The following is a 25216-nucleotide window of genomic DNA, read 5'->3' on the forward strand; positions in this document are numbered from 1 at the left end:
TTCGAATTCTACCTGGCATTTCCCTCTGGCCACCCCGTCGAGCGGGCCATTCTATCCCGCTGAGTTATTGTTTACCAGGACGACACAGGGCAACTCTGTCAGGCGGATCGGGGTGCATCCGCTGGTTGGGGCAGAGCGAACTGCAGTGGGACTCGCCCGAGTTCCTGCGATTCGAACGCAGATCGGAATTTCTGGCGAAATCCACGACATCTTTGTGAGCGGATGCACCTGCGGGTCGCTGATGCACCCGCGGGTCGCCAGGGAAGCAGGTCATTAGTTGCAGCGGGCCTGAATTCCGGTGACACTATCCGGCATGATTCAGACCTCATTCAACACGTGCGTCATTGTCGTCCTGACGCTGGCTGCGGCCTCGGCAGGCGAAGTTGACTTTAGTCGCGATATTCGCCCGATTCTGTCGGACAAATGTTTCCTGTGCCACGGCCCAGCTGAAGACACTCGCGAAGCCGACTTGCGGTTGGATGTGCGCGACGCGGCGATCGAAGCCGGCGCGATTCAGCCCGGCGATGTCGCGAATAGTGAACTGCTAAACCGCGTGCATTCCAACGATGCTGATGTCGTCATGCCACCACCTTCCGTCGAGAAGAAAATCTCACCGAAAGAAGCAGCGCTGCTGAAGCAGTGGATCGCTGAAGGTGCGGAATACAGCGAGCACTGGGCCTTCGTACCTCCGCAACGCCCGCCGCTGCCAGAAGGTTCGTCAGATGAGTTGCACGCAAACGCGATTGATGCTTTCGTCGCAGCAAGGCGAACGGAACAAGGCCTGTCACCGAGCAAGCCAGCCGATCAAATCACCTTGATTCGCCGCGCGTACCTGGATCTGCTTGGCCTGCCGCCGTCGCCTCAGCAGGTGGATGCCTTCGTCGCGGATAAACGGCCCGACGCTTATGAACGTCTGGTAGACGGCCTCCTGGAGTCGCCCCACTTTGGTGAACGCTGGGGCCGATGGTGGCTGGACGCGGCTCGATACGCTGATTCGGACGGCTATGAAAAAGACAAACAACGCAGCGTGTGGTTCTATCGCGATTGGGTCATCAATGCGATGAACGACGACATGCCGTACCGCGACTTCGTCATTCAGCAAATCGCGGGCGACCTGTTGCCGAACGCCGGTCAGTCGGAATTGGTGGCCACTGGCTTCCTGCGGAACTCGATGGTCAACGAAGAAGGCGGGGCCGATCCCGAACAGTTTCGCATCGAAGGCATGTTCGACCGCATGGACGCCGTGGGCAAAGCGATCTTGGGCATCACCACACAGTGTGCTCAGTGCCACACTCACAAGTACGATCCACTCAGCCATCGCGAATACTACCAGATGTTCGCCGCGCTGAATGACTTTCATGAAGCAACGGCCACCGCGTTTACGCCTGAACAGCAAGCCATGCGAGATGACGTGTTGAATCGCATCGCCAGGATCGAAGCGGACTTGAGGCAGCGAGTGCCGGACTGGCCTCCACAACTGGATGTATGGTCATCCGAACAGGCGGCAAAGCTGGTGGAATGGCAGACGCTGGTCCCGACAGACATTCCGTACTCAGGCGAAAAATTTCGCGTGCTTCAGGACGGCTCCATCATCAGCGAAAGCTACGCTCCGACAAAAACCAACAACACATTCCGCCTGACAACGACAGCCGACAGGATCACAGCCTTCCGACTGGACGTGCTGACTCATCCCCAGCTTCCTCGCAACGGCCCGGGGCGTTCGATTTACGGCACCGGAGCCTTAACCGAATTCGAAGTTTCGATCGCGCCGGCCGACCAGCCGGAGAAGATTCGAAACATTAAATTTGTCGAAGCGTGGGCGGACGCGAATCCTGCGAAGTCGGATCTGCCAGCGGTCTACCACAACAAGGATCCGAAGACAGAAGACCGAATCACAGGGCCGGTCGATTATGCGATTGACGGCGACCACAAGACAGCGTGGTCAACCGACATCGGACCCGGACGTCGCAATCAGGATCGGCACATTGTCTTCATTCCGGAAGAACCTATCGCTGAAGAAGGCGATGTGATCCTGTCGTTCACGCTGCGGCAACTGCATGGCGGCTGGAATTCGGACGACAACCAAAACTATCTGCTGGGCCGCTACCGATTTTCTGTCACAGACAATGATGCTGTTTCAGAATCAAAACTGCCGTCTTCCGTGGAAGCGATTCTGCGATCTCCTGCCGGAACGCGCACCGCTGAGCAGCAAGCCGACTTGTTCCGCTACTGGCGGACAACCGTTCCCGAATTTTCTGACGCCAACCAGCAGATTGAAGAACTTTGGCAGCGGTATCCCGACAGCGATTCGCAACTGGTGGTGCGTGCGAAATTGAAGCCGAGAAAGACTCACATCTTCAAACGCGGCGATTTCCTGAGCCTCGGCGAAGAAGTGTCACCTGGCGTGCCTGAGTTCCTGAATCCGTTTCCACAATCGAATGAACCCGACCGGTTGAGGTTTGCCAGATGGCTGGTCGCCGATGACGCTCCAACAACTGCACGAGTCATCGTGAACCGCATCTGGCAGGCATACTTCGGCCAGGGCATCGTGGCGACGCCGGAGGACTTCGGTTTTCAATCGCCGCCACCCACGCATCCCAGGTTAATCGACTGGCTAGCGGTCGAACTGATGGACAACAACTGGAGTCTGAAACACATTCACCGGCTGATCGCGACATCAGCAACGTATCGGCAGGCTTCGTTCCTGACGCCGCAACTGCAGGAACGCGATCCCTACAACAAATGGCTGGCTCGTGGGCCGCGCTACCGAGTGAACGCAGAAGTCGTGCGGGATGTGGCCCTGACGGCCAGCGGTTTGCTGAACAAAGAAATCGGCGGCCCCAGTGTTTACCCACCCGCGCCGGAATTTCTGTTTCAGCCGCCAGCCAGCTACGGCCCCAAGCAGTGGCAGTTGTCTCCGAAAGCTGAACAGTACCGCCGCAGTCTATACGTACACAGCTACCGCAGTGTGCCGTACCCGGCATTGCAGGTTTTCGACGCCCCCAAAGGTGACGCGGCGTGCGTCCGCCGACAGCGCAGCAACACGCCACTGCAGGCACTCGTGATGTTGAATGAACCTCAGTTTGTGGAATGCGCACGAGCGATGGCTTCACGCGTATTGCAGGAAGGAGGCGACACGGACGACGAACGACTTCAATACGCTCACCGATTGTGCGTCAGTCGTGCGGCGACGCCGGAAGAACTAAAGGTGCTGGCAGGGCTACTCGATCAGCAACGCAATCGTATCGAAGCCGATGAGATCAATGTGGAAGTACTGATCGGCGCGTCGCCCGGTCTGTACAAGTTGTTCGCCGGTCATTCGGCCGACGAATTTGCCCTATGGATCGTCGTGTGCCGAGCCATTCTGAATGTCGACGAAACCATTACCAAACAGTGAGCAAAATACGTACATGGCCGATTTAAAACTCACCGCGCTTCTCATCAACACTTCGCTGCAGAAGTGTGTGAAGTCGGTTCTGCTGATTGCCGTTGCACTGTCGGCAACACTTTCGCTTGACGCCGCAGAGCATATTGTCACGCCGGACACCGATCTGAAGCCTGTGCTTAAGCAAGTGAAATCGGGTGATTCGGTCGTGCTGCAAAATGGCACGTGGATTGATGCGGATCTGACGTTTGATGAACTGCCAGGCACGTCCAAAGCTCCCATTCACATTCGAGCTCAAACGCCAGGCAAAGTCATTCTGACGGGAGCAACCCAGTTTCGATTTTCTGGCAGCTACATCACCGTTTCCGGATTGCTGGTGCGCGACCCGACCGGCGTCAGCGACGTGATACAGTTTCGAACTCACAGCGAACGTCATGCCCAGCACTGTCGCGTGACGGACTGTTCGATTGAAGAATCCCCCGACTCTCACGAAAAGAAGGAGTCACGCTGGATCTCCATCTATGGAACCAACAACCGAGTCGACCATTGCTACACTGCGGGAAAGAAGAACCGAGGCACAACGTTAGTTGTGTGGGTGACTGAGCAGCCAGGGAATCACCGCATTGACCACAACCACTTTGGGCCTCGCCCGAAGCTGGGCAGCAACGGCGGCGAAACGCTCCGCATCGGTACCAGCGACGTTTCAGAATTCGATTCGAAGACGACCGTCGAGAACAACTACTTTCATGCCTGTGACGGCGAAGCAGAAATCGTTTCCAACAAATCGTGCGACAACGTCTACCGTCACAATACGTTCGATTCGTGCTCCGGTGCGCTGACACTGCGCCACGGGCATCGTTGTGTGGTCGACGGCAACGTTTTTTTCGGCCGCAAGCAGTCCGGCACTGGCGGAGTCCGCATCATTGGCGAATCGCACACCGTGACCAACAATTATTTCGAAGGCCTGCGTGGAGATTCGGAACGAGCGGCTTTGTGTCTGATGAACGGAGTTCCCAATTCGCCGCTGCATGAATACGCGCCGGTGCGGAATGCGAAAGTCGCGCATAACACGTTTATTGACTGTAAAGTCTCCGTTGAAATTGGGGTCGGAGTCGGGAAAAAGCAGTCTGCGGTGCCAGACAAGTGCGAGTTCGCGCACAATGTGTTTGTGCCCGGTAAGTGGGAACTGTTTCGCGTCCATGCTGATCCAACTGGCTTGTCGTGGGTCGACAATCGTCTGCAGCCTAGAACTCGCAAAGACACGCCGTTCAGAGAATTCCGCGAAACAAAATTGTCGATGCAGCGCACAGACGATGGCCTGCTGCGGCCATCGGGAAGTGATTCGTTCAAAGCAGCTTTGGCGTCAATGGTGTCTCAGGACATCGACGGGTTTCCAAGACAATCCAGCGTCATCTGCGGCTGCGACGACCCAACAACCAAGCATAAAACGTTAGCGAACGCGTCCAACACTGGTCCTTCGTGGCGGAAGCAAACACCATGAATCATCAACAGAAAAAAGCAGCAACGCAGTGAGCGATGAAGAACTCTACGCGATGTGTATCTGGGTCGACGCTGATGCGTGCCCGGGTGCCATCAAGGATGTGCTGTACAAGACAGCCAAACGGATGGACATCGAAGTCGTGCTGGTGGCGAACCAACCAATGCACATTCCTCGTTCCGATTTAATCCACCTGATCACCGTGCCTCATGGCGCTGACGTAGCCGACGACAAGATCGTCGAAATGATGCAGGTCGGAGACATCGTGGTCACCAGCGACATTCCTCTGGCAGCGCGAGTCGTCGAGAAGTCCGGCATCGCCATTGGCCATCGCGGCGAAGTCTTCGACGACAATACAGTTCACAGTCGACTCGCCGCACGCAACATGATGGACCAGCTTAGGTCGGCGGGAGTCGAAACAAGCGGCCCAAGTCCGCTCGGGCAAAAGGACGTGCAGATCTTCGCGAATGCTCTGGACCGCACGCTGACGCAGTGCTTTCGGAAGGGCATACAATAGAAGCTCGGCGTTTTTAACACGCCGAGCTTCCGGCCACTGTAGCGATCGAACACATCAGATTTTGCCGTCCAGGCCCATCTGATAGTACTTGTGAGTGATCTTGTCCTGATTCTCAAGCAGCCAGTCGATTGATGGCTCATTGTGCATGGCTTTGTGAATAGCCTGAGCCATCGCTTTGCGGTGAATGTCGAACAGCGCTTTGTGGTCGAGGTTGTCGTCTGTGATCACGCCGGGGTTCAGCCACACGCTGCAGATGATGCCCAAATCGTTGGCTTTTTCTTTCGGCAGGTCGCCCGCTCGCACAGCATCCAGAACACCGTTGGCAATGGCCGCCTGCACAGTGCCCATCAGGATGTTGGTGTACCGAGCATTCTTGACAGTAACTTTGCTAACACACAACGTCACCGGACGGACCTGTATATCGGTGTTCAAAATAGCAAACACCTTGGAATGCCCCATCGACTGGTCACCGGTTAGCGTGGCGAGTGCCGTGCCGACGGGACCATCCAATTCGCCAATGACAACTTCCGGCTCAGCGGCGGTGAAGGGCGGTCCGCCAGCAACAAGTGATTCGCCAGTGCGGAAAATAATACGGTCAGACATGGGGCAATTTTCTGTTGAGATTGAGAAGACAAAGTCGGCAGCACTCAGCGCTGTCGCTCGCAGCGAGGCAAGTTATCGAGACACGCGCCTTATCGCAATTGCCTGAACAGTTAAGCATTCTGCAACGGCTTCGTCAGCAGAATTGCGTCACTGCCGAAGAATTCGAGCTTCGCGGTCCACTTTGCAGCCAGCCACGTAAAGGTTTCGCGTGAGAAGAAGCTGATGTGAGTCGGATCGTTCTTGTAGTGCCAGGTCGCAAACGCTTCCGCGTCCAGAGCGAGTTTCGTCATAAGGCCCAGTACTCCACCGGGTTTGACGCAACTCCACAAACGGTCCAATTCGGTTGCGGGATCTGCAATGTGTTCAACCACTTCGCTGGCTGTGGCGAAGTCATACGTGGTTTGCAGCACGGACGTGTCGTGAGCGTAAAACGGATCGTAGATCGACATCGCGTGGCCCGCCTCTTCAAACATCACGGACAATGTGGGTCCGGGCCCGGAGCCGAAATCGAGTCCCCTGCTGCTGGGCGGAAGGCGCTGGTTGACTGGTTCAAACAGGCGGCTCAGAAAGCCACGATAGGCCATATCAGCGGGCGAATTCTGGTGCAGATCGTAGTGCGACTTTTCTTCTTCCGGCGTGAGATGATATTCCGACGGCACTGAGATCAGCCAACATTCCGAGCAACGCAGCCATGTTCGACGCTTGTCCTCGTAAAAGGGCAGGGTGGTCGCGTTTTGGCAGAGTGGGCATTCGTGCATCGTCATCATTGCTGGCAGTCGTTTCATTTGCGGAAGCGCGTCGATATCATAGCGGGTGCTGTCAGACTTCGGCAAAGTGCGTTTCTCGTGACAGCTTTTACGCTCAACAAAAGCCAGCACCGACATGACAAGTTTTCTCGCACAACCAAATGCAGCACTCGCCAAACGCCGCTGGTTTCTGCAGCAATGCGGCCTGGGAGTTGGCCAAATGGCGCTTGCGAGTCTGCTCGCTCCTTCGCTGACGGCCGACGAGAATCGTACTGACCCACTTGCACCAAAGCAGCCGCATTATCCGGGCAAAGTAAAGAACGTCATTCTGCTGTTTATGGGCGGCGGGCCCAGTCAGTTTGAGATGTTCGACTACAAACCCACGCTCGAAAAACTGGACGGAACTCTGCCGCCACCCGAACTGCTGAATGGCTATCGAGCCGCTTTCATCAACCCGAATTCCAAGCTGCTGGGCCCGAAGTACAAATTCGCAAAGCACGGCGAGTGCGGAGCCGAACTTTCTGAATTGTTGCCTCACACAGCAGGCATCGTCGACCACCTGTGCATTGTCAAATCCATGAAGACGGATGCATTCAATCATGCTCCGGCGCAGTTGATGATGAGCACCGGGTCGCAGCAGTTTGGCCGCCCAAGCATGGGGTCGTGGGTGACATATGGGTTGGGCAGTGAGACTCGTGATCTGCCCGCCTACATCGTGTTCAACAGCGGCAGCAAGGGGCCAAGTGCTGGTAGCGGAAACTGGAACTCCGGGTTTCTGCCGACCGTGTATTCCGGTGTCGAATTCCGAAGCAGCGGCGATCCGGTGTTGTATCTATCCAATCCGAACGGCATTGATACGACAATGCAGCGACAGACGCTCGACGCCGTCAACCAGTTGAACCGCGGCCGACTGGACGTGGTCGGTGATCCGGAAATCGCGACACGAATCAATTCGTACGAGATGGCGTTTCGGATGCAGGCGAGTGCTCCGGAAGCGATGGCATTGAAGGACGAACCACAGCACATTCTGGACATGTACGGCGCGAAACCGGGCGAAACGTCATTCGCCAATAATTGTTTGTTGGCTCGACGGCTGGTCCAGAAGGGCGTTCGGTTTGTGCAGTTGTTCCACGAATCGTGGGATCAGCACGGCAACCTGAAAAACGGCATCGCGGCGAACTGCAAGGACACCGATCAGGCCAGCGCGGCGCTGGTCAAAGACTTGAAGCAGCACGGCATGTTGAAAGACACGCTCGTGATTTGGGGCGGTGAATTCGGTCGCACGCCGATGGTGCAGGGCGGCAACGATGGCCGCGACCATCATCCGAATTCTTTCACGATGTGGCTGGCTGGCGGCGGATTCAAGGGAGGAACAGTCCACGGCTCGACTGACGAACTCGGTTTCAACGTGGCCGAAAATCCCGTCCACGTTCACGACCTGCACGCCACGATCCTGCATCAACTGGGCTTCAATCACAAGCAGCTGACTCACCGCTTTCAGGGGCGAGACTACCGGCTGACGGACGTGCATGGTGAGGTTGTGAAAGAACTGCTGGGCTGAGGCGCCAATGTCTGGCGCTCGGAGGCGTGCAGGCTTGAACAGCCTTCCAGACAACCGCAGAAGCGTTTCCGAGCGGTAGCTCGAATCGGCTGGCGGGCCAACCCGCCTACGGTGTTGCGACCAGAATTTGGTTGTCGACCTTCCGCACGCCGGGACGCAGCCGGACAAGGTTGGCGGCCAGGCGAGCGGCGTCGGTATTCGGAGCCTGGCCGGTCAGAACAGCTGTCCCTTGAGCGTCCACGCTAACGGCGACGGAACGCAGCTCTGGCCGCACGGTGGCGACACGCTGAATCGGTGGACGACTGCGGCCCATCAGAAGGTTGGTGCCTCGGGACGCCGGATAGGCGAATGCCAACCGCAGAGCAACTCGCACCTGACGCGGGGTTCCCGTTGACTGAGCCTGGCCGCCGGTGGGCACATCGGTATTGGTGATGGCTCGGAACTGCCGATTGCTTGTATTTTGAGTTTGGATGCCGCCGCCAACAAAGCCGCCCGCGTTGTTTCCGCCAATGAATGTGTCTGCGATGTTTCCACCCGCAACGGCACCGTCCTGAGACGCTCGGCCACCGGGGCCGGTGGTGGTCACTCCGCCGGGACCGTCAGTCGTGCCGCCTGCGTCAGCACCACCACCTGCTGCGCCGCCGCCACCTGTCGCCGCGTTTCCGCCGCCAGCGGCCGCTCCGCCACCGTTCAACTGACCGACCTGCGCGGAGGCCAATGGTGTGAGCAGCGAGAATGCGAGTGTAGCGGCCACAACCGCAAATTTTCGAAACAGCATTTGATCCATCCTTTGACACAAGCCATGCAGGCAATGTCGACCAACTCGATTCATTCTACCGGCTTCCGGCGCGGACGACACTCTTCGTATCGCAATTCCAACGGCATTCAAGCCCGCCTAACCCGCTACTAAGGGCGACCAGGCCAACAAATCCTCCTCTTTGTCAGGCCAAATCGGCTCATTCGCTTCAGTCCGACGTCCGGCCAAAACGATTGACGAAACCGACACGATCGCGTTCTCACTGCCGGAAAGTTGCATTGTGACAGTGATAAGACATCGCCGAACGCCTTGGCGATGACCGGCGTTTTCCACCAATCCCGGGGAATCGCTGCATTCGGTTCAGTGCGAGCTGACGGCCTGAGTACAATCCGGGGTCTATTACGTGACGGTGGCCTCCAGCCGCCGCGCCATATCAATGCTGACGCAGGAAGCCTCAGCCACGCCGGAACGTCCTGAAACACCATGTCACCCAAAAAACGCAGCCAGACCCCTTCCACGTCCACCGCTCCTGGTCAGTCGCGCCGCGGCAAGACGCAGACCAACATCGGCCGTCCCGCATTCCTGTCCGATGGCGAAAAGGGGACGCGGCTGCAGAAGTTTCTGGCCGTCGCCGGAGTTGATTCGCGGCGGCACTGCGAAGACTTCATTCGTGACGGCCGAGTCACCGTGGACGGCGAAGTGGTGACCAACCCAGCCGTTTCGGTCCAGCCTGACGACCAGGACGTGCGTCTCGACGGCGAACGATTGCGGATGCCTCGCTATCGCTACTACCTTCTGAACAAACCCAAAGGTGTGGTCTGTACCAACAACGATCCGGCCGGTCGTCCGCGAGCCGTGGATCTTTGCCCTAACATGGACCAGCGACTATTCACCGTCGGTCGCCTGGACGAAAACACCGAAGGCCTGTTGCTGGTAACCAACGACGGCGCTTTGGCCGAACACCTGGCTCACCCCCGCTACGAAGTTGTGCGGCGTTATCGAGTTCAGGTGGCCGGCATTCCAGAAAAAGAAGCGCTGGCCGAACTTCGCGACGGCATGTACTTTTCGGACGGCTTCTTCCGGTTTCAAAACCTGCGAGTACTCAAGAAGAAGGGCCGCAGCACATTCATCGAAATTGAACTGCAGGAAGGCAAGAACCGCGAAATCCGCCGCCTGTTCGCTCGAGTCGGTCATAAGGTGATCCACTTGCAACGAATTTCCTTTGGGCCGCTACGAGTCGGTCAGTTGGAAATCGGCAAGTGCCGCGAATTACGTTCTCAGGAATTAAAGGAACTGTACGACTTCATCCGCCAGGCGCCGCATTCGCGCAGCGTCGGAAAGCCGCGCCGCAAGCCGCGTGACGCAGCGAAGAAGAAGTTTGCCTCCGGCGGGAAGAAGTCGACTTCAGAAAAGTCGCCGGCGAAAGAAACGGGTTCACGTCGCGGAGCAGGCCGATACAGTCCGGTGAAAAAGGGTGCCGTGAAAAAATCGGCGGCGAAGAAGAAGTCGGTCAAGAAACGACCCTCCGCCGGAAAGAAGAAGGGCGGACGTCGCGGGAAGTAGATTCCTGGATGAGGCCCGTGTTTTTTACAAAAGGCGGACGTCTATCGCGTTGGATTCGATCGAATACTGCGGCACACTTTCTATGATTCGCCAACCAACGCCCGTCATTCAGTAAGTGAGCCAATGTCCGACACAACCACCGACTGCCTTCCCGGAATGATGTTTTCAGCTAAGCGGCACGTGGCTATGGTGGATACCGTGCGGCAGATGGCGACCGACACGTGGGCCGTGCGGATTCGGCAGCCGGAGCTCGCTAAGCAGATCACGCCGGGGCAGTTTTTTATGGTGCGGCAGCCGACCGGCAGCGATCCATTGCTGGGCCGTCCGTTCGCTTTGTACGACATCTATCACGATGACAATGAGGCACCAGCCGGTGTGGAATTCGGCTTCGTCGTGGTCGGCAAGCTGACATCGTTAATGAGCGGTTGGAAGGCGGGCCACGAAGTGGAAGTCTGGGGGCCGCTGGGGAACGGGTTTCCCGTGCCCACCGCGAAGCACGTGATTTGCGTGGCGGGCGGCATCGGACAGACACCGTTTCTGGGCGTCGTGCGAGAAGCTTTGGGGCACCAGCAGTACGGAGCACAGGCTCGGGCGTTAACTCACAAACCAGAATCCGTCACGTTGTGCTACGGTGTTCGATCGAAAGACTACCTGGCCGGGTTGGACGACTTCGACGTGCCCGGTTTGCAGCTTGAGGTTGCCACTGACGACGGCAGCTACGGGCATCACGGATTCGTGACGGCGCTGCTGCAGGAGTGCCTGGACAAACAGAAGCAGGATACTCAGGTGTACTGCTGCGGTCCGGAACCCATGATGAAGGCCGTCGCCGAATTGTGTGCCACGGAATCCGTGCCGTGCTTGTTGTCGCTGGAAACACCAATGGCCTGCGGCTTTGGAGCCTGCTTTAGCTGTGTGACGAAGGTCCGCGAAGACGACGGTTCATGGGACTATCGTCGCACCTGCGTGGAAGGCCCCGTCTTCGATGCCGAGCGGCTGGTTTTGTAGGTCGCGTCGAATGCCAACGTGGCCACAACCATCCCTCCTGCAATTTATTGCGGGAGGGGGCGAACGAGCAAAGCGAGTTCGGGGGAGGGCTGCCTGAGTAACAACTGCAGCAATCGTCCGCTGCGGCCACGGAGCAACGCCCCCTCCTGGACATTGCTTCGCTTCGTCCGACCTCCCCCGGACGCTTCGCTGGGGGAAGTGTGGCGCCGCGTGCTGGTGCATGCGGTATCGAGCAGCGTGTCTACTTGCGGAGTTTTTTCTGCAGCTTGTTTTTTGAATTCACCTGCACCACATTCGGCACGTGTTCGGCGCGTTCTTCTTCTGAGTAATCTGCATAAGTACAGATAATCACAAGGTCGCCGACTTCAAACAGCCGTGCTGCAGCGCCGTTCAGACAGATGACGCCGGAACCCGCTTCGCCCGGAATCGCGTACGTGGCGATGCGGTTACCATTCGTGATGTCATAGACTTCGACACGTTCGAATTCGACGATGTCGGCAGCTTCCATCAGCTTGCTGTCGACGGTGATGCTGCCTTCGTAATTGAGGTCAGCTTCCGTCACCGTGGCGCGATGGATCTTGGATTTCAGCAACGTACGTTTCATGTCAGTATTTTCGGTCACCGCAGCGTCGCTTCAAGCTTTTCTTTGCACGCGGCCAAAATGTCCTGGACTGCGGCCTCAACTTCCTCAGCCGTGAGAGTCCGGTCGGCGGCCAGAAAACGGCAGGAAACCAGGTACGACTTCTTATCCGCGTCGATGCCTTTGCCGCGATACTGACCGCTGAAAGACACGTCCTGCAGCAGACTTCCACCGGCTGACCGGACGACTTCGGACAACTCAGCCCATGTGACCGATTCGGCCAGCACGAGATTCAAATCGCGGGAAACGGTAGGAAAAATTGGCAGCGGAGCATACATCCGGTTCGGCTCGAACAGCTCTTCCAGCAGGCTGACGTTTACTTCGGCCACGGTCGCCGCGTCATGCAGGCCGACGGTATCCGTCAGCGAACGATCCAGCTCGCCCACCCAGCCAAACAGTCGCCCGTTTAGTTTCAGAGTCGCGCCACGGCCCTGTCCGAATTCCGCCAGGTCGGTTGGTTCGGCAGACAGCTCAGCAAGAGGCGCGACACGGTTCACAATCGATTCGACGATGCCTTTCACCTCAAGAAAATCGCTTCCTGCCACAAGGCCCAGCATCATCGGTTCGGCTTCGTGTTCCGGTTTTCCTTCACCGGCTGACAGATAGACTTTGGCGATCTCAAACAGTTTGGCGTTCGCCGTTCCATGCCGTTCGTTCTGGCGTCGACACTGCAACAGGCAGGGCACCAGACTTTGTCGCATCTGGTTTTCGTGACTGCGCGACGAATGGTTCACCGCCACGGCCGCGATTTCGCTGCGAGGTTTGAACAACTGGCGTTGGTCTTCGCTGACGAATGACAGAGTCAGCGATTCGAAAAAGCCGCAGCCTGGCAACAGAGTTCGAATAGCGTCCCCCACTTCTTCACGACGGCTTTTTGATGTTGCGACAACCGGCAGCGGAGTTGTGTCGGGAATCTGATCGTAGCCATGAATGCGAGCGACCTCTTCGATTAAGTCGCATTCCCTGGTGAGATCCAATCGCCACGACGGAGCCGTAAACGTGGCCGTGTCTGCCGATTCTTCGACGCAGTTCAGGCCCAGATCTTTGAGAATGCTTACACACTCGGCAGCAGGAATGTCGATGCCGAGGATGCGTTTGACCTGAGCGAACCGCAGCATCACCGGCTCAGAATCGCTCGGGCTGCTGCCAGCCACCACGGAACCGTCCAGCGTCGTGCCGCCCGCCACCTGCACAATCAGTTCGCAGCAACGCCGGGAAGCCCAGTCGATGTTATGCCGGTTGACTCGACGTTCGAAGCGAAACGACGACGGACTGTGCAGCTTGAGGGCTCGCGCCGTGGCGCGGACCGAAACGGGTTCGAAAGATGCCGTTTCCACCAGCACGCTGGTCGTACTGTCGGAAATTTCCGTATCCAGACCGCCCATCACTCCGGCAACCGCAACCGGCCGCTTTGCGTCCGCGATCACGCACATGTCGTCTGCCAGTTCGTATTCCTTCTGGTCGATGGCCGTGATCTTTTCGCCCTTGCTCGCTCGGCGAACGACGATCTGACCGCCCTGCAGTTTTTCAAAGTCGAAGGCGTGCAATGGCTGACCGCATTCCAGCATCACGTAGTTCGTGACGTCGACAACGTTGTTGACGGAATTGATTCCGGCCGCCAGCAGCCGATCTTTCAACCAGTCGGGGCTGGGGCCAATTTTCACACCATTAACAACCCGTGCGTGATATTCGTGACACAGGTCGGGGCAGTCGATTTGCACGGCGGCCGCGTCAGCCGATTTCTCGCTCGCGGCGACCGGAGCAGGTTCCGGCGATTTCAGTGTCTTTTTAAACAACACCGAAACCTCACGCGCGACTCCCAGATGGCCGAGGCAATCTGGTCGATTGCTGGTGACTTCCAGGTCAATCGCCACGTCGTCGCCGACGGGGTTGAATTCTTCCAGATTCAGCCCGGACATGGTGAGGCGATCCGTCAGATCTTCGACGGACATGTCCAGTTCAACGTATTCGGCGAGCCAGTTTTTGCTGACAATCATGGTGCAAGCTGCTGCGTAGGGCGAGGGTGGCGATCAACAGGGCGGGCAGTGTAGCGGATCCAGCGGATGGCCGAAACTGCTGCGGGGCGTTCAGCGAGGAAGTGGCTGCGAAGCTACTGGAGCTGTCGAAAATACGGCTCAGGCGAACGGATTCACGACCGTCAAGGACCCGTACGCCATCCCGGCGTCGAGGTCTTCAGAATAAAGCGTATCCACGCCAGCGTCGATGCACGCCGCCAACAACATGTTGTCCCAATGAGAGAGGCTGTATCGGGCGTAGAGTGACAGGGCGGTCGCAATAGCATTCCGAGACGGCGATACCAGAGGAAACACTCGCAGCCATTCTTCTATTTCCGGTGCGATATCCGTCGCAGGAAATCGTCCCGTCGCCGCGAATCTTCGCAGGCAGCTCAAATATTCCGCCGTCACCTGCCAAAGCAACACGGTGTCAGCTTCAGACACCAGTCGCGTGAGCAGATCAGATGCCTGTTCCTGCTTCTCAGGTTCCCCGAAATCAACTGTGTACACCAATAAATTCGTATCAATTGCGTTCATGCAACTGATCCCGAGTAAACCGAAGTCCGCCGGAATGGAAACGACGCTCCGCCGCCCGTTTTAGCAATCGTCCCAGTGCTTCCTGCCTTTGGAGTCGTTCCTCGTCTTCTACGGACGTAGTGGCTCGCAACGTGACTTCCACGCGACTGTTGTTCGGAATATCGACCTCCCCGTCGAGTTGTACCACTCCGTTGATGAGGGTGCCTCTGGCGTGTTTTTCCATCGTTCTGCTCTCTACTAACTGCGAATCGAAAGTTCAGGAAACTGACTCGCAACCTGGTGCGATTGTAGCAGTTCGCACCGACTGAGCCGACACAAATGTGCCCAAAACACGGTGCCTCTTGCTCACCAGTGAACCCGAACCGGAATTTCTGTAAGTCGACGTCGATTCGCGTTACCAATACTCTTGGGTCAATCTCCGACCATCGGCCTACACCGACTCTTGGTTCGGTACTTCGCCTCATAAGGGTTTCCGTTGGATGAAATCGACCACAAGTCGCTGTTCCTGAAATGGCTGGACGAGCATGGCTCGGCCGTCATCAAGGTGGCGCGTGCGTACACGCTCACCAGCGATGACTGTCAGGACTTGGCTCAGGAAATTCTGCTGCAGGCGTGGAAGTCGTTGCCCAGCTTCGAGCAAAAAGCGACAGCGGCCACGTGGTTTTATCGCGTCGCTCTGCACACGGCGATGAACTGGCAACGTAAGGACAAACCTCGCCGATCCGGACAAAAGCCGTTGTTGGAAGTCCACACTCTGGCAAGCGACGGAACCGACAGCGCCGAACAGGCTCAGCACAAAGACACGGTCGAACGGCTGTACGAAGCCATTCATCAGTTGCCGGAAGGCGACGCCGCGCTGGTGCTGCTGTACCTGGACGAACTCAGCTATCGCGAAATGTCGGAAGTGCTGGGCATTTCGGAAAGCAATGTGGGAGTGAAGCTGAATCGAGCGAAGAAGTCGTTGAGTGCACTGATGAATGGCCGGGACTAAAACGAGGACAGCCACATGGCCCCTGATGAATTTCAAAAAGCATGGCAGGCACATCTGTCGCAAACTCGCGTGACCGTCGACGCCGATTTGCTACGGAAAGAAGTGCAGCTTGAACAACACAACTTCCGAGCAACGATCCTCGGTCGGGACTTCACCGAGATCGGCCTCGCACTGGTGATGATTCCGTGCTGGGTTGTGATGGGAATCATGTGGTCGTTGCCATGGACCTGGTATTTATCGATCCCGGTGCTGATCTGGATGGCCGGTTTTATGTTGGTCTATCGAAAGCGACACGCGCAGCCGCCCAGTCAGCCGGATGATTCGTTGGTGGACTGCGTGCAGCGTTCGCTGAAGGAACAGGAAGACCAAATTTGGTTGTTGCGAAATGTTCTCTGGTGGTATCTGCTTCCGCCCGGGATTGCCGTTTGCGCTTTTTTTGCTCAGGTCTCATGGCAGTTGCAGGATGCCGGCTGGTTGCTGGCACTGATCTTCTTCGTTGGGTTATTCATGTTTGTAGTCGTGCTCTACGCATTCATCTATTACCTAAATCAACGTGCGGTCCGAATGCAGCTTGAACCCAAACGCGATGCGCTGCAGACGTTGCTCACGAGTCTCACCGATGAATCGGCTAATAGTGATAGTGAAGGAGTCCAAACGGTAACAGTGTCCGTGGCGTCTTTGGCAGAAACCCAAGCTCCATTACCGCCGGTAAAGTTTCTCAAGACAAGACTGGCGATCGGGTTGATCGGATTCGTCGCGATCATGGGTGCTATGATCGGAGGAGTCTTGTTTTTCGTCGACGCAGATTCGCCTGGTTTCAGACATGGCTTCAACGCGGAACGACAGGCAAGACGATCACCGTTCGAAGCCGTGCGGTGGCAGAATTCTTTGCCGGAAGTCAGGCTGGATAATGAGTGGTTCAAGCTGGTATCACTGAACGACATACCGGCTGAGGAAATCGTGTCCTTCAGTCGGCGCACCTACGAAGACCAGTACCGCAAACGATTCGAAGAAGACCTTGTTGAGATTTTGAAGGGCATGAAGAACCCGCCCGGTGACACGGTCACGCTTGAGTTACAGTCGTTGACCTCGTCGAAAACGGAAGTCCGAAAAGACGTGCCGATGACGTACGAGAATCGACAAGCGATACGGGATGCGGCCGCAGATCAACCGAGGTCGCAGTCGCGGCGTGAACGAGTGTCACAACCACCAGTGTCGATCGACGACGCTAAGCAATTTCGCGAACGAGTCGACACCTTTCTGCAACGAGCGCGAATCGAGACCGGGTTCGCGGGCGTGGTGCTGGTGGCTCGCGCAGGCGAACCAGTGTATGAAGGTACCTTCGGCTATTCGCATCTGGAATCGAAGACTCCGAATTCGTTGGACACGCCGTTTCGCATCGCTGGCCTGTCGCAGACGTTCACCGCAGCCGCGATCTTCGCCCTCGAAGCCGATGGCGAACTAAGTATCGATGATCCCGTCTTCAAGTATCTGCCGGAATTCGAAGCAGAGCCGTACCGCGCGATCACGATTTATCACCTGCTGACGCATTCATCAGGACTGCCGTATCTGCCCGGCGGTGCCTGGTTCAAAATGCGGACAAAGCCAACGCCATTGGAAGACTATGTGCGGCTGGCTGTCAAACACCCACTCTCGTTCGACACGGGCACGCGAGCCTACCATTCCAGGATCGGCTATCACGTCCTGTCGGCGATCATTGAAAAAGTCTCCGGAGACGACTACGCCCACTTCATGCAGGAACGGTTGTTTACACCGTTGGGCCTGCAACAGACCGGGGTCGCTCAGATTTCACAACCGCCGAGCGAAGCCAAAGTCGCTGAGACTACCAGCTTCAGCGTGGTCGCTCAGGGCGAGCCGACGCCGTATTTCGTGGGCACCCTTCGACACTACGGCATCGGCTACGGCAGCTCAGGCATCTATTCCAGCGCGAACGACCTGCTGAAGTGGAACCGAGTCCTCGCTGGTGACGACTTCTTCTCCGCCGAACAAACGACGCGCCTGTTTCGTCCGTTCAAAAGAAACTATGCCTGCGGCTGGATCATTGAAACATTGAAGGACGATCGGTTTCTTCAAACAAACATCGGCAAGTTCGCCGGGCACACCTGCCGCATGATGCGAGTCCCGGAAGACGATCTGGTGATCATCGCCCTGGGCAACGTGGACACGTCCGACGAAATCGAAGCCATGCTGGAACAACTGTTTCGCCTGTGTCGGTCACTGTCGTATGAGGAGTAGCTTGCCGGAAGCTCTGAATCCTGCGTCGGTAAGACTGAAGTCGAGTCCATCGCCAGATGACAATCAAAGTCACAAGGCAGCACATTGACGCGCTGGCCGGCTCCGGGATTGCGCTCGTTACGATGCGTATCTGATCCACCGCGTTGGACGTCGAAAAATCGAAACGAATCGAACGGTCAGAAAGGACTTCCAGAGAATCCAGGATTGTAAAGTCGTCGAAGTCAAGGCCGCGACGAGAGCTTGCGCTCGTTGGGTAGACCGTCCCGGGCGCAGCTAACTCTGCGTCTGAGTTGTTCAAAGCGAATGGTAGAAGCATGACTCCCACAATGGGATCAGCAAATTCTACCGTGCCCTGGAACCTGGGAGCACCAAAGTTCGGATCAAAATGCATCAGGTAGGAGTTGACGGTTAGACCGGCGGGCAGATCCATCGGGTCCATGTCTGCATTCTCATCGTATGTCCCAACTGCTCCGGGAATACTCACTCTTGTGTCCGCCAACAGTTGATAACCTGACCGTTCCTGAAAGACGATTCCTGAAGTACTACTTTCGATGACGCCAATTCCGACGGAAGCTGGCGGTGCAGTGATTTGAATATCACCGGTGACGGCGACAATGTCAGCGCAGGCACTTGGGTGGGCAAGCGTTGTCAGAAGAAGCGCAAGGGGCAGGAAGGCAAATCGTGGTTGCTTGTTGGTCATGCGATTACCCTAACTGCGGTGCGGAGACGAATTCAACCTGAAATTAAGAGTTTCGGTTTGAGGCACTGCGGATAATTGTGCAAGAACCGACCTTGCATCCGTAGGCTGGAACCAGCGCATCGTGTGAACCGGAACGGGGGCCCGACGCAAAGCGGTTGGAGCCGGTGAGCCTTGCCCGTGCCTATAAGCGATTCGCGCCGCTCCGGCGGTATCGGCTCCGCCAACATGCCGGATCTGCGCTTCGCTTGGTCCGGCCTACTGAGACTAATGTTTAGAATCCAAGTCGGCGGCCCGAATCGCTCGCAGGGCACGCTTGGCGAATTCCCGCGCGAGTGCATCATCATCCACAAGGCACTGGCGGACCTTGCTTTCGACTTCGATTGCAGCCGGCCCAAGATGCTGAATGTGACGCAGGACGTATCGCTTTGACGGACTCGACCGAGCGGCGATTGCGCTCTCAAGTTGGTCTTTCCAGAACGATATGTCGTCACTCAGAATTTGCATTTCTGACTTGACCAAACCTGTGCAACGTTCGACGAACTGTTTCCTGTCATCGCCCTTGAGCATGATTCTGTCCGCAAGCACGGGAATCCGCGACTCTTCCAGCTCAATATTGATGATCACAGTTGCTGCAAATTGTCGTATTAAAGGCGATTCATCGTCCAGAATCTCTTTGATCGCGGGAAGCGCCGGTTCCGCCTCCCAACGCAGTTCGCAGAGGCTCGCAAGCGATACACAGCGAATGAAATTCGGATATTTTGGCTTAAGTGCCTCGATGAAGATCGGCAGCTCCTCTTGCGTTCTTTCGCGGCTGCTAATTCCGGACAGTGTGACCACTGGCAGGAATCCTATACCAAGATGCGCCAAAGACTTGGGGGTGGATCCGTCTTGGACAGCTTCATTCCACAATTCCTCGAGCAAGTCGTGTGTTTGCGGACTAAGTTTTCGCAATTCCGGCACGAGTACCGAATGCAGCGGCTTGGTCTCCGGCATCGTTTGGCTTGTGCAAACAAAGAGCATCCATAAAAGGCGATCGGCATGGATACTTGGCGGCAAGGCACGCCGAGCCTTGATGATCCCCGCGCCATCCGGCGAACTCACAGCTATGCAAATAGCCAGGGCGTCGACAGCAGGATCAGATATTTCCGATTCCGTTGTGATCTGTTCAAATTGCTGAATCATTGCGTCGAGCGACCCACGAAACTCTTTCCGATAACAATTTGCCAGCTGAGCTCGCAGATCGTCGGGAAATGGATCGGTCCAGACCGGTGCTGCCTGCGGGACGATGTGATCAGATGCCGCAAGCCGCGATTTCACATCCGCATCCCAAACAATCCCGGCAGCCAACTTTAGTATCTTAGCCGCTCGTGATCGCTTCTGTTCCTCGGCTGAACTCAACTCACGAAGCCAATGACTAAGCAGACGCACCAGATCGTGAATCTGAGAATCTCTCTCCTCGGCAGCCTTGTCTGAAGAACTCACGACCGAATCTTCGGCGCTGGCTCCTGACAGCCCTGTCATGATAATAAGGCAGGCGAGCCCGCTGGAAAACAAACTCCGCATGATCGGTCTCCGTGCGATGGCGACAACAACGTATAGTCGAGACACACATTAGAAACGAAGCCACCGAATCTGAGAAGCCGGAGTGCTGGCAGCCCAAAAAACAATGAAGCCCGAGGCTCGGCTCCAAGATCGGAATGAGGCCCATAGGAACGCACGATTGGGGAGGCACCTGGCTGGGAAGTCGTAGATCTACAGGAATGTTTTGTCCCGAGGATGCCATTTGACGGCAGGGTAGCACTGTTGATGGGTTGGCTTGCAAAAAATCTGTTGTATGCCAGTGAATCTATCAGCCAGCTTCGACATGGAACACTGGCAGAGCCATCGCCACACGGTCAGACAGCCGCTCCACCTTATTTGTCGAACCACGTTGCCAATCGTCACTCAGGAATTACACCCGGCGTTCCGCTTGTGCTACTTGGCGCAGACCAACCCAGGCCTGATGCCCAGTCGACAACTTCAGGTTGAGAATTTTTGCGGTGAAGCTGCCACGGATGGGGCATAGCACGTAGCCTCAGGCGTCAGCCCAATGCCACTCGACTTGCTCCATTTTCACGTAGGCGAGTCTCTCCGAGACTCGAAAAAGCCGCGACTTCGTCGCGGTGTCAGTCTCGGATAGGCTGACCTACGTGACAAGGTGAAGGAACGTCAACACGTCTGAACAGAGCCTCGAACGGGGCGAATCGCAGAATGCCCACAGGACTGTGTTACGTTCGAGCTGATGGCTCAGCATTGCTGCGGCAAGCCGCCCTCCCAACGTAACGCTGGGCTGGCTCTTGCTGCCCCCAGTTGACGAAGGAACCCAGGACGCAGTGGTTTTCTCGGACGTCGTTGGAGATAATTTTCGGACGCATCTGTTGCTCGCCCGTTTGGAATGCATCCGCAATGCTCCGTGCCTTCACACTGCTGTCACTCATTCTGGTATGCCTCGCGGTTGAGCCTGCCGCGGTTTCTGCCGACGAGCCGACCGAAGCGGAAAAGCTGTTCGCGCTGAAAGTGCAACCGCTGCTGCGAGAAAAGTGCCTGGCGTGTCACGGCAAGGACGCGGACAAGGTTGAGAGCGAATTCGATCTGACGTCGCGCGAGAAGCTGCTGGCCGGTGGCGAGTCGTACGGCCACGCGGTTGTTGTGCCGGGCAATGCAGAGGAGAGTTCGCTGTATGCGATGGTCAAACGCACCGAACCGGACTTCGCCATGCCGCCCAAGGAATCGGAAAAGCTGACCGAAGAAGAAACATGGTGGATTCGCGACTGGATCAACGGCGGTGCTCCGTGGCCAAACGAAAAACGCGTGTCCGAGATCTACGACCAATACGCAGAAGGAATCACGTGGCCGACCAGCGGCGGGTTGGGCGACGACTGGACGAAGCGGAAATACAAGCCGGAAGATTTGTGGGCGTGGAAACCGTTGCGCAAAGCGGACAGCGGAAAAGGGAACGCGGAAAACGGGAGTGGCGTGATCGATGAACTCGTGGGTGCTCGGCTAAAGGAAGCGGGACTGCAGGCGGCACCGTTGGCGGACCGGCGGACGTTGATTCGGCGAGCGACCTTCGACCTGTTGGGCCTGCCGCCGAAACCCGCCGACGTCGATGCGTTTGTGAAGGATAGTCGAGCAGACGATGTGGTGTTCGCTGAACTGGTTGATCGGCTGCTGGCAAGCAAGCACTACGGCGAGCAATGGGGGCGGCACTGGTTGGATGTGGTGCGGTACGCCGACAGTTCCGGCTTCGCTAACGACTATGAACGCCCCAACGCGTGGCGATACCGAGACTACGTAATTCGATCCTTCAACGAAGACAAACCGTACGACCAGTTCGCTCGCGAGCAATTGGCGGGCGATGAGTTAGCGGCAAAGCGGAAGGCAGAAAGCGGAAAGTCGGACAAGGAAGATGCTCGCACGACGGAGCTGCAAATCGCGGCCGGTTTCCTGCGGATGGGGCCGTGGGAACACACGGGCATGAGCGTCGCCAAGGTGACTCGACAACAGTTTCTGGATGACATCACAGACACCGTTGGCCAGGTCTTTTTGGGACACGCTCTGCAGTGTTGCCGCTGCCATGATCACAAGTTCGACCCGATTCCCACGCAGGACTATTACTCATTTCAAGCCGTCTTCGCGACAACTCAGTTTGCCGAAGTCGATGGCAAATGGCTTCCTTCCGAAAACCTGAACGGCATGGAAGAGGACCGTCGCTACCACCAGCAGCGACACGAAGCGAATCAGGCGTTGCTGAAGACGTTGACCGAGAAGAAGAAGGAAAACGAACGAGAGTGGTTCGCCGGACAGGGCCTGCCTTACAAGTCTCGCGAGGAGGCAAAAAAAGCGAAGGCTCCGAAGGAACACTTCCCGCCGAACAATCTGCTGAAGACGCCAGACGATTTCGGACAGGACCGCATCGGTCGCAAATGGCAGACTCGATTTAGCTGGGAGTTCGATCGCTTTAAGCCCGTCGCGTTTACCGTGTACAACGGCAAGACGCGTAAGCCAAAAGGGAGCTACGGGCGCATTGAACCACCCGCCGATCCGTTGAAGGAAGGGACGCTCGAACAAACCACGATTCTGACCGGCGGCGATCCGTTTGCGGCGGGCACTCCGGTTCAACCCGCCGCATTAAGCGCGGTGGCTGCTTTGACAGAGACTGAAATCCCAGAAGATGTCAGCGGTCGCCGCTCAGCGTTAGCCGCCTGGATGACCAGCCCCAAAAACCCACTGACAGCTCGAGTGATGGTGAATCGCATCTGGCACTATCACTTCGGCCGAGGCATCGCTGCCAACCCCAACAACTTCGGCGCAACCGGGAAGAAGCCGACTCATCCCGAACTGCTCGACTGGCTGGCCAGCGAATTCATGCGCAGCAATTGGTCAGTCAAACATATCCATCGGCTGATCATGAACTCGAAGACCTACCGTCGCAGCAGTGGACATCCGAATCCAAAGTTGTTGGCCGAAAAGGATCCGAACGGCCAACTGTACGCGACCTTTCAACCGCGTCGTCTGGAAGCGGAAGAACTGCGGGATGCGATGCTGGCGGTTTCGGGCGAGTTGAATTTGACACTTGGCGGCATCCCGATTCGGCCCGACATGAACATGGAAGCCGCTTTGCAGCCGCGCATGATCATGGGCACGTTCGCTCCCAGTTACATCCCAAATCCGAAGCCGGAAGACCGCAACCGGCGGTCCATTTACGCTTTAAAACTGCGAGGCCACCGCGACCCGATGATGGAAACTTTCAACCAGCCGGGCCCGGACAAGTCGTGCGAAATGCGAGACACTTCAACCATTTCGCCGCAGGCGTTGACGTTACTCAACAGCGACGAAACCAACGACCGAGCCCTCGCATTCGCCGCCGATATTCTTAAGAAGTCCGACAGTGACGAAGCAGCAATTGAAGCTGTCTTTCGCCGGGCGTACGGTAGAGTGCCCAACAAGGATGAGTTAGCGGCCAGCCTGGCACATTGGCGCGAAATGGAAACGGTGCAGACGAAGATCAGCTTCTCACCGCGCGAATACCCGACGGAAGTGGTCCGTCGCGCGAGCGAAGAGAACACCGGCGAACCGTTCACGTTTACTGAAAAGCTGTTCGTGTACGAAGATTACGTCCACGATCTACAGCCACACGAAGTGGACGCCAAAACGCGAGCCCTCGCGGACATCTGCCTTGCGATTCTGAACAGTAATGAGTTTGCGTTTGTGTATTGACCGGTTTGCTAAGACAAACAGGCAACAACCTGTTCCGCCACGATATTGCCGATCGTTTCCACATGTCCGATACGATCCGGCAGGACGAATTTCAAATCCCCGGCCACCGTCTTCTTGTCCAGCAGCATGCAGTTCAGAATTTCGTCCGGCTTCTGCTGCATGGCGTCTGGTACCTCCACCGGCAAATTCACAGCCTTCAGTAAGTCCACCTGCCGCTGGATTTCCGTGTCCCCGATGCGCCCCAACGACTTAGCGAGTTTACTGCCACAGATCATCCCGATCGCAACCGCTTCGCCGTGCAGCAGTTTTCCGTAGCCGGATAGAGCTTCAAACGCATGAGCGTATGTATGCCCGTAATTCAGGATGGCTCGCAGACCGGACGTTTCGTATTCGTCTTCCTTCACGACGTATGCCTTGAGCTCACAACTGCGAGCAACCACATGCCGCAGGACTTCCGGGTCGCGGTTGTTCAGACCATCGATGTTGGCTTCCAGCCAAGCAAAGAAGTCCGCGTCCAGAATGACGCCGTACTTAATGACTTCGGCCAGGCCCGATCGGTATTCTCGGTCGGGCAGGGTGCTAAGCGTTTCTGTATCGACCAACACGCCCTGAGGCTGATGAAACGCGCCAATCAGGTTTTTGCCCTGGGGATGGTTGATGCCCGTCTTGCCGCCGACTGAACTATCGACCATCGCGAGCAACGTCGTCGGCACCTGCACAAACGGTAGACCTCGCGCGTAGGTGGCGGCGACAAATCCGGCGAGGTCGCCGACCACTCCGCCACCCACAGCGATGACAGCCGTCTTCCGATCAGCCTTAAAATCCACCAGTTCATCGTACAGTTCGAACGTTTCTTTCTGGCACTTCGATGCCTCACCGGCGTTCACGCAGACGACTCGCACATCCGCGCCGGCTTCTGTCAACGCCGCCTTGACCGTGTTGGCGTGCGGCTGCAGGACGTTGGTGTCTGTGACCACGAAACACTTCAGCGACTGCCCCGTTGGCCGCTGAAGCCAGTCGCGGGTGAGGTTGCCGATTGTCGGCAGGTGGCCGGCATCGATGGAGATGTCGTAGCTGCGGGAACCGAGGTCGACTCGGACATTTTGACCGGAAGGATTCATGGGGAAAAAAGGTCTTCGACAGAAAAGCGGTGAAAAAGCGAGGAGTTGGGAATACTGGTTGA

General features: G+C 56.8%; 18 protein-coding genes. 9 read left to right on the top strand and 9 right to left on the bottom strand.

Annotation, left to right across the window (positions count from 1 at the left end; genetic code table 11):
- Nucleotides 1-313: 313 nt before the first annotated feature.
- From Fuma_RS24055 to Fuma_RS24065, 3 genes are read left to right on the top strand one after another with little or no spacing between them, the layout of a single operon-like run.
- A complete protein-coding gene (locus Fuma_RS24055; RefSeq protein WP_077026365.1) occupies nucleotides 314-3397 on the top strand; it encodes a PSD1 and planctomycete cytochrome C domain-containing protein in 3084 nt (1027 codons plus the stop codon).
- On the top strand, nucleotides 3369-4886 hold the full coding sequence (locus Fuma_RS24060) for a polysaccharide lyase 6 family protein (RefSeq protein ID WP_083732284.1): 1518 nt from the start codon (nucleotides 3369-3371) through the stop codon (nucleotides 4884-4886). Before Fuma_RS24055 ends, Fuma_RS24060 begins: the two co-directional genes overlap by 29 nt.
- 28 nt (nucleotides 4887-4914) lie before the next feature.
- Entirely contained in the window at nucleotides 4915-5400 is a 486-nt protein-coding gene (locus Fuma_RS24065; protein WP_229360729.1) for a YaiI/YqxD family protein, read from the top strand.
- 54 nt (nucleotides 5401-5454) lie between these two features.
- On the opposite strand, the gene fae is transcribed toward Fuma_RS24065, so the two are convergent.
- Nucleotides 5455-6003 carry a formaldehyde-activating enzyme gene (gene fae / locus Fuma_RS24070; protein ID WP_077026367.1) on the bottom strand — a complete coding sequence of 183 codons (549 nt, stop codon included), beginning with the start codon at nucleotides 6001-6003 and terminating at the stop codon, nucleotides 5455-5457.
- A gap of 110 nt (nucleotides 6004-6113) precedes the next feature.
- Nucleotides 6114-6761 (bottom strand): class I SAM-dependent methyltransferase, encoded by a 648-nt coding sequence (locus Fuma_RS24075; protein ID WP_077028519.1) that lies wholly within the window; start codon nucleotides 6759-6761, stop codon nucleotides 6114-6116.
- A 124-nt stretch (nucleotides 6762-6885) separates the two neighbouring features.
- On the opposite strand from Fuma_RS24075, the gene Fuma_RS24080 reads away from it, so the two are divergent.
- Nucleotides 6886-8310, top strand: a complete 1425-nt coding sequence (locus Fuma_RS24080) for a DUF1501 domain-containing protein (protein ID WP_077026368.1) — start codon at nucleotides 6886-6888, stop codon at nucleotides 8308-8310.
- Nucleotides 8311-8416: 106 nt separating this feature from the next.
- Here the strand turns inward: Fuma_RS24080 and Fuma_RS24085 are convergent, their stop codons facing one another.
- Nucleotides 8417-9088 carry a BON domain-containing protein gene (locus Fuma_RS24085; RefSeq protein ID WP_145944348.1) on the bottom strand — a complete coding sequence of 224 codons (672 nt, stop codon included), beginning with the start codon at nucleotides 9086-9088 and terminating at the stop codon, nucleotides 8417-8419.
- A 462-nt stretch (nucleotides 9089-9550) separates the two neighbouring features.
- Here Fuma_RS24085 and Fuma_RS24090 point away from each other — a divergent pair, with 462 nt between their 5' ends.
- Both Fuma_RS24090 and Fuma_RS24095 read left to right on the top strand, forming a co-directional pair.
- Nucleotides 9551-10630: a pseudouridine synthase gene (locus tag Fuma_RS24090; protein ID WP_077026370.1), complete on the top strand. Its 1080-nt coding sequence runs from the start codon at nucleotides 9551-9553 to the stop codon at nucleotides 10628-10630.
- A gap of 123 nt (nucleotides 10631-10753) precedes the next feature.
- Nucleotides 10754-11635 (top strand): dihydroorotate dehydrogenase electron transfer subunit, encoded by an 882-nt coding sequence (locus Fuma_RS24095; RefSeq protein ID WP_083732285.1) that lies wholly within the window; start codon nucleotides 10754-10756, stop codon nucleotides 11633-11635.
- 241 nt (nucleotides 11636-11876) lie between these two features.
- Here the strand turns inward: Fuma_RS24095 and panD are convergent, their stop codons facing one another.
- The 4 genes from panD to Fuma_RS24115 form a co-directional block, all read right to left on the bottom strand.
- Nucleotides 11877-12239, bottom strand: a complete 363-nt coding sequence (gene panD / locus Fuma_RS24100) for an aspartate 1-decarboxylase (protein ID WP_077026371.1) — start codon at nucleotides 12237-12239, stop codon at nucleotides 11877-11879.
- Between the two features lie 14 nt (nucleotides 12240-12253).
- Nucleotides 12254-14272: a phenylalanine--tRNA ligase subunit beta gene (pheT, locus tag Fuma_RS24105; RefSeq protein WP_077026372.1), complete on the bottom strand. Its 2019-nt coding sequence runs from the start codon at nucleotides 14270-14272 to the stop codon at nucleotides 12254-12256.
- A gap of 138 nt (nucleotides 14273-14410) precedes the next feature.
- The gene (locus Fuma_RS24110) at nucleotides 14411-14827 is read right to left on the bottom strand and encodes a PIN domain-containing protein (protein WP_077026373.1); all 417 of its coding nucleotides are present in this window, start codon (nucleotides 14825-14827) and stop codon (nucleotides 14411-14413) included.
- On the bottom strand, nucleotides 14814-15050 hold the full coding sequence (locus Fuma_RS24115; protein ID WP_077026374.1) for a hypothetical protein: 237 nt from the start codon (nucleotides 15048-15050) through the stop codon (nucleotides 14814-14816). Before Fuma_RS24115 ends, Fuma_RS24110 begins: the two co-directional genes overlap by 14 nt.
- A gap of 252 nt (nucleotides 15051-15302) precedes the next feature.
- On the opposite strand from Fuma_RS24115, the gene Fuma_RS24120 reads away from it, so the two are divergent.
- A complete protein-coding gene (locus Fuma_RS24120) occupies nucleotides 15303-15818 on the top strand; it encodes an RNA polymerase sigma factor (protein WP_077026375.1) in 516 nt (171 codons plus the stop codon).
- Between the two features lie 15 nt (nucleotides 15819-15833).
- Entirely contained in the window at nucleotides 15834-18074 is a 2241-nt protein-coding gene (locus Fuma_RS24125; RefSeq protein WP_077026376.1) for a serine hydrolase domain-containing protein, read from the top strand.
- 964 nt (nucleotides 18075-19038) lie between these two features.
- On the opposite strand, the gene Fuma_RS24130 is transcribed toward Fuma_RS24125, so the two are convergent.
- Complete coding sequence (locus tag Fuma_RS24130) at nucleotides 19039-20337, bottom strand: hypothetical protein (protein ID WP_145944349.1); 1299 nt, start codon at nucleotides 20335-20337, stop codon at nucleotides 19039-19041.
- A gap of 882 nt (nucleotides 20338-21219) precedes the next feature.
- On the opposite strand from Fuma_RS24130, the gene Fuma_RS24140 reads away from it, so the two are divergent.
- Nucleotides 21220-24033, top strand: a complete 2814-nt coding sequence (locus Fuma_RS24140) for a PSD1 and planctomycete cytochrome C domain-containing protein (RefSeq protein ID WP_077026379.1) — start codon at nucleotides 21220-21222, stop codon at nucleotides 24031-24033.
- A gap of 8 nt (nucleotides 24034-24041) precedes the next feature.
- Here the strand turns inward: Fuma_RS24140 and aroB are convergent, their stop codons facing one another.
- Entirely contained in the window at nucleotides 24042-25154 is a 1113-nt protein-coding gene (gene aroB, locus Fuma_RS24145) for a 3-dehydroquinate synthase (RefSeq protein ID WP_077026380.1), read from the bottom strand.
- Nucleotides 25155-25216 lie beyond the last annotated feature (62 nt).

The sequence above is a fragment of the Fuerstiella marisgermanici genome, assembly GCF_001983935.1.
In the GTDB taxonomy this organism is placed as follows: domain Bacteria; phylum Planctomycetota; class Planctomycetia; order Planctomycetales; family Planctomycetaceae; genus Fuerstiella; species Fuerstiella marisgermanici.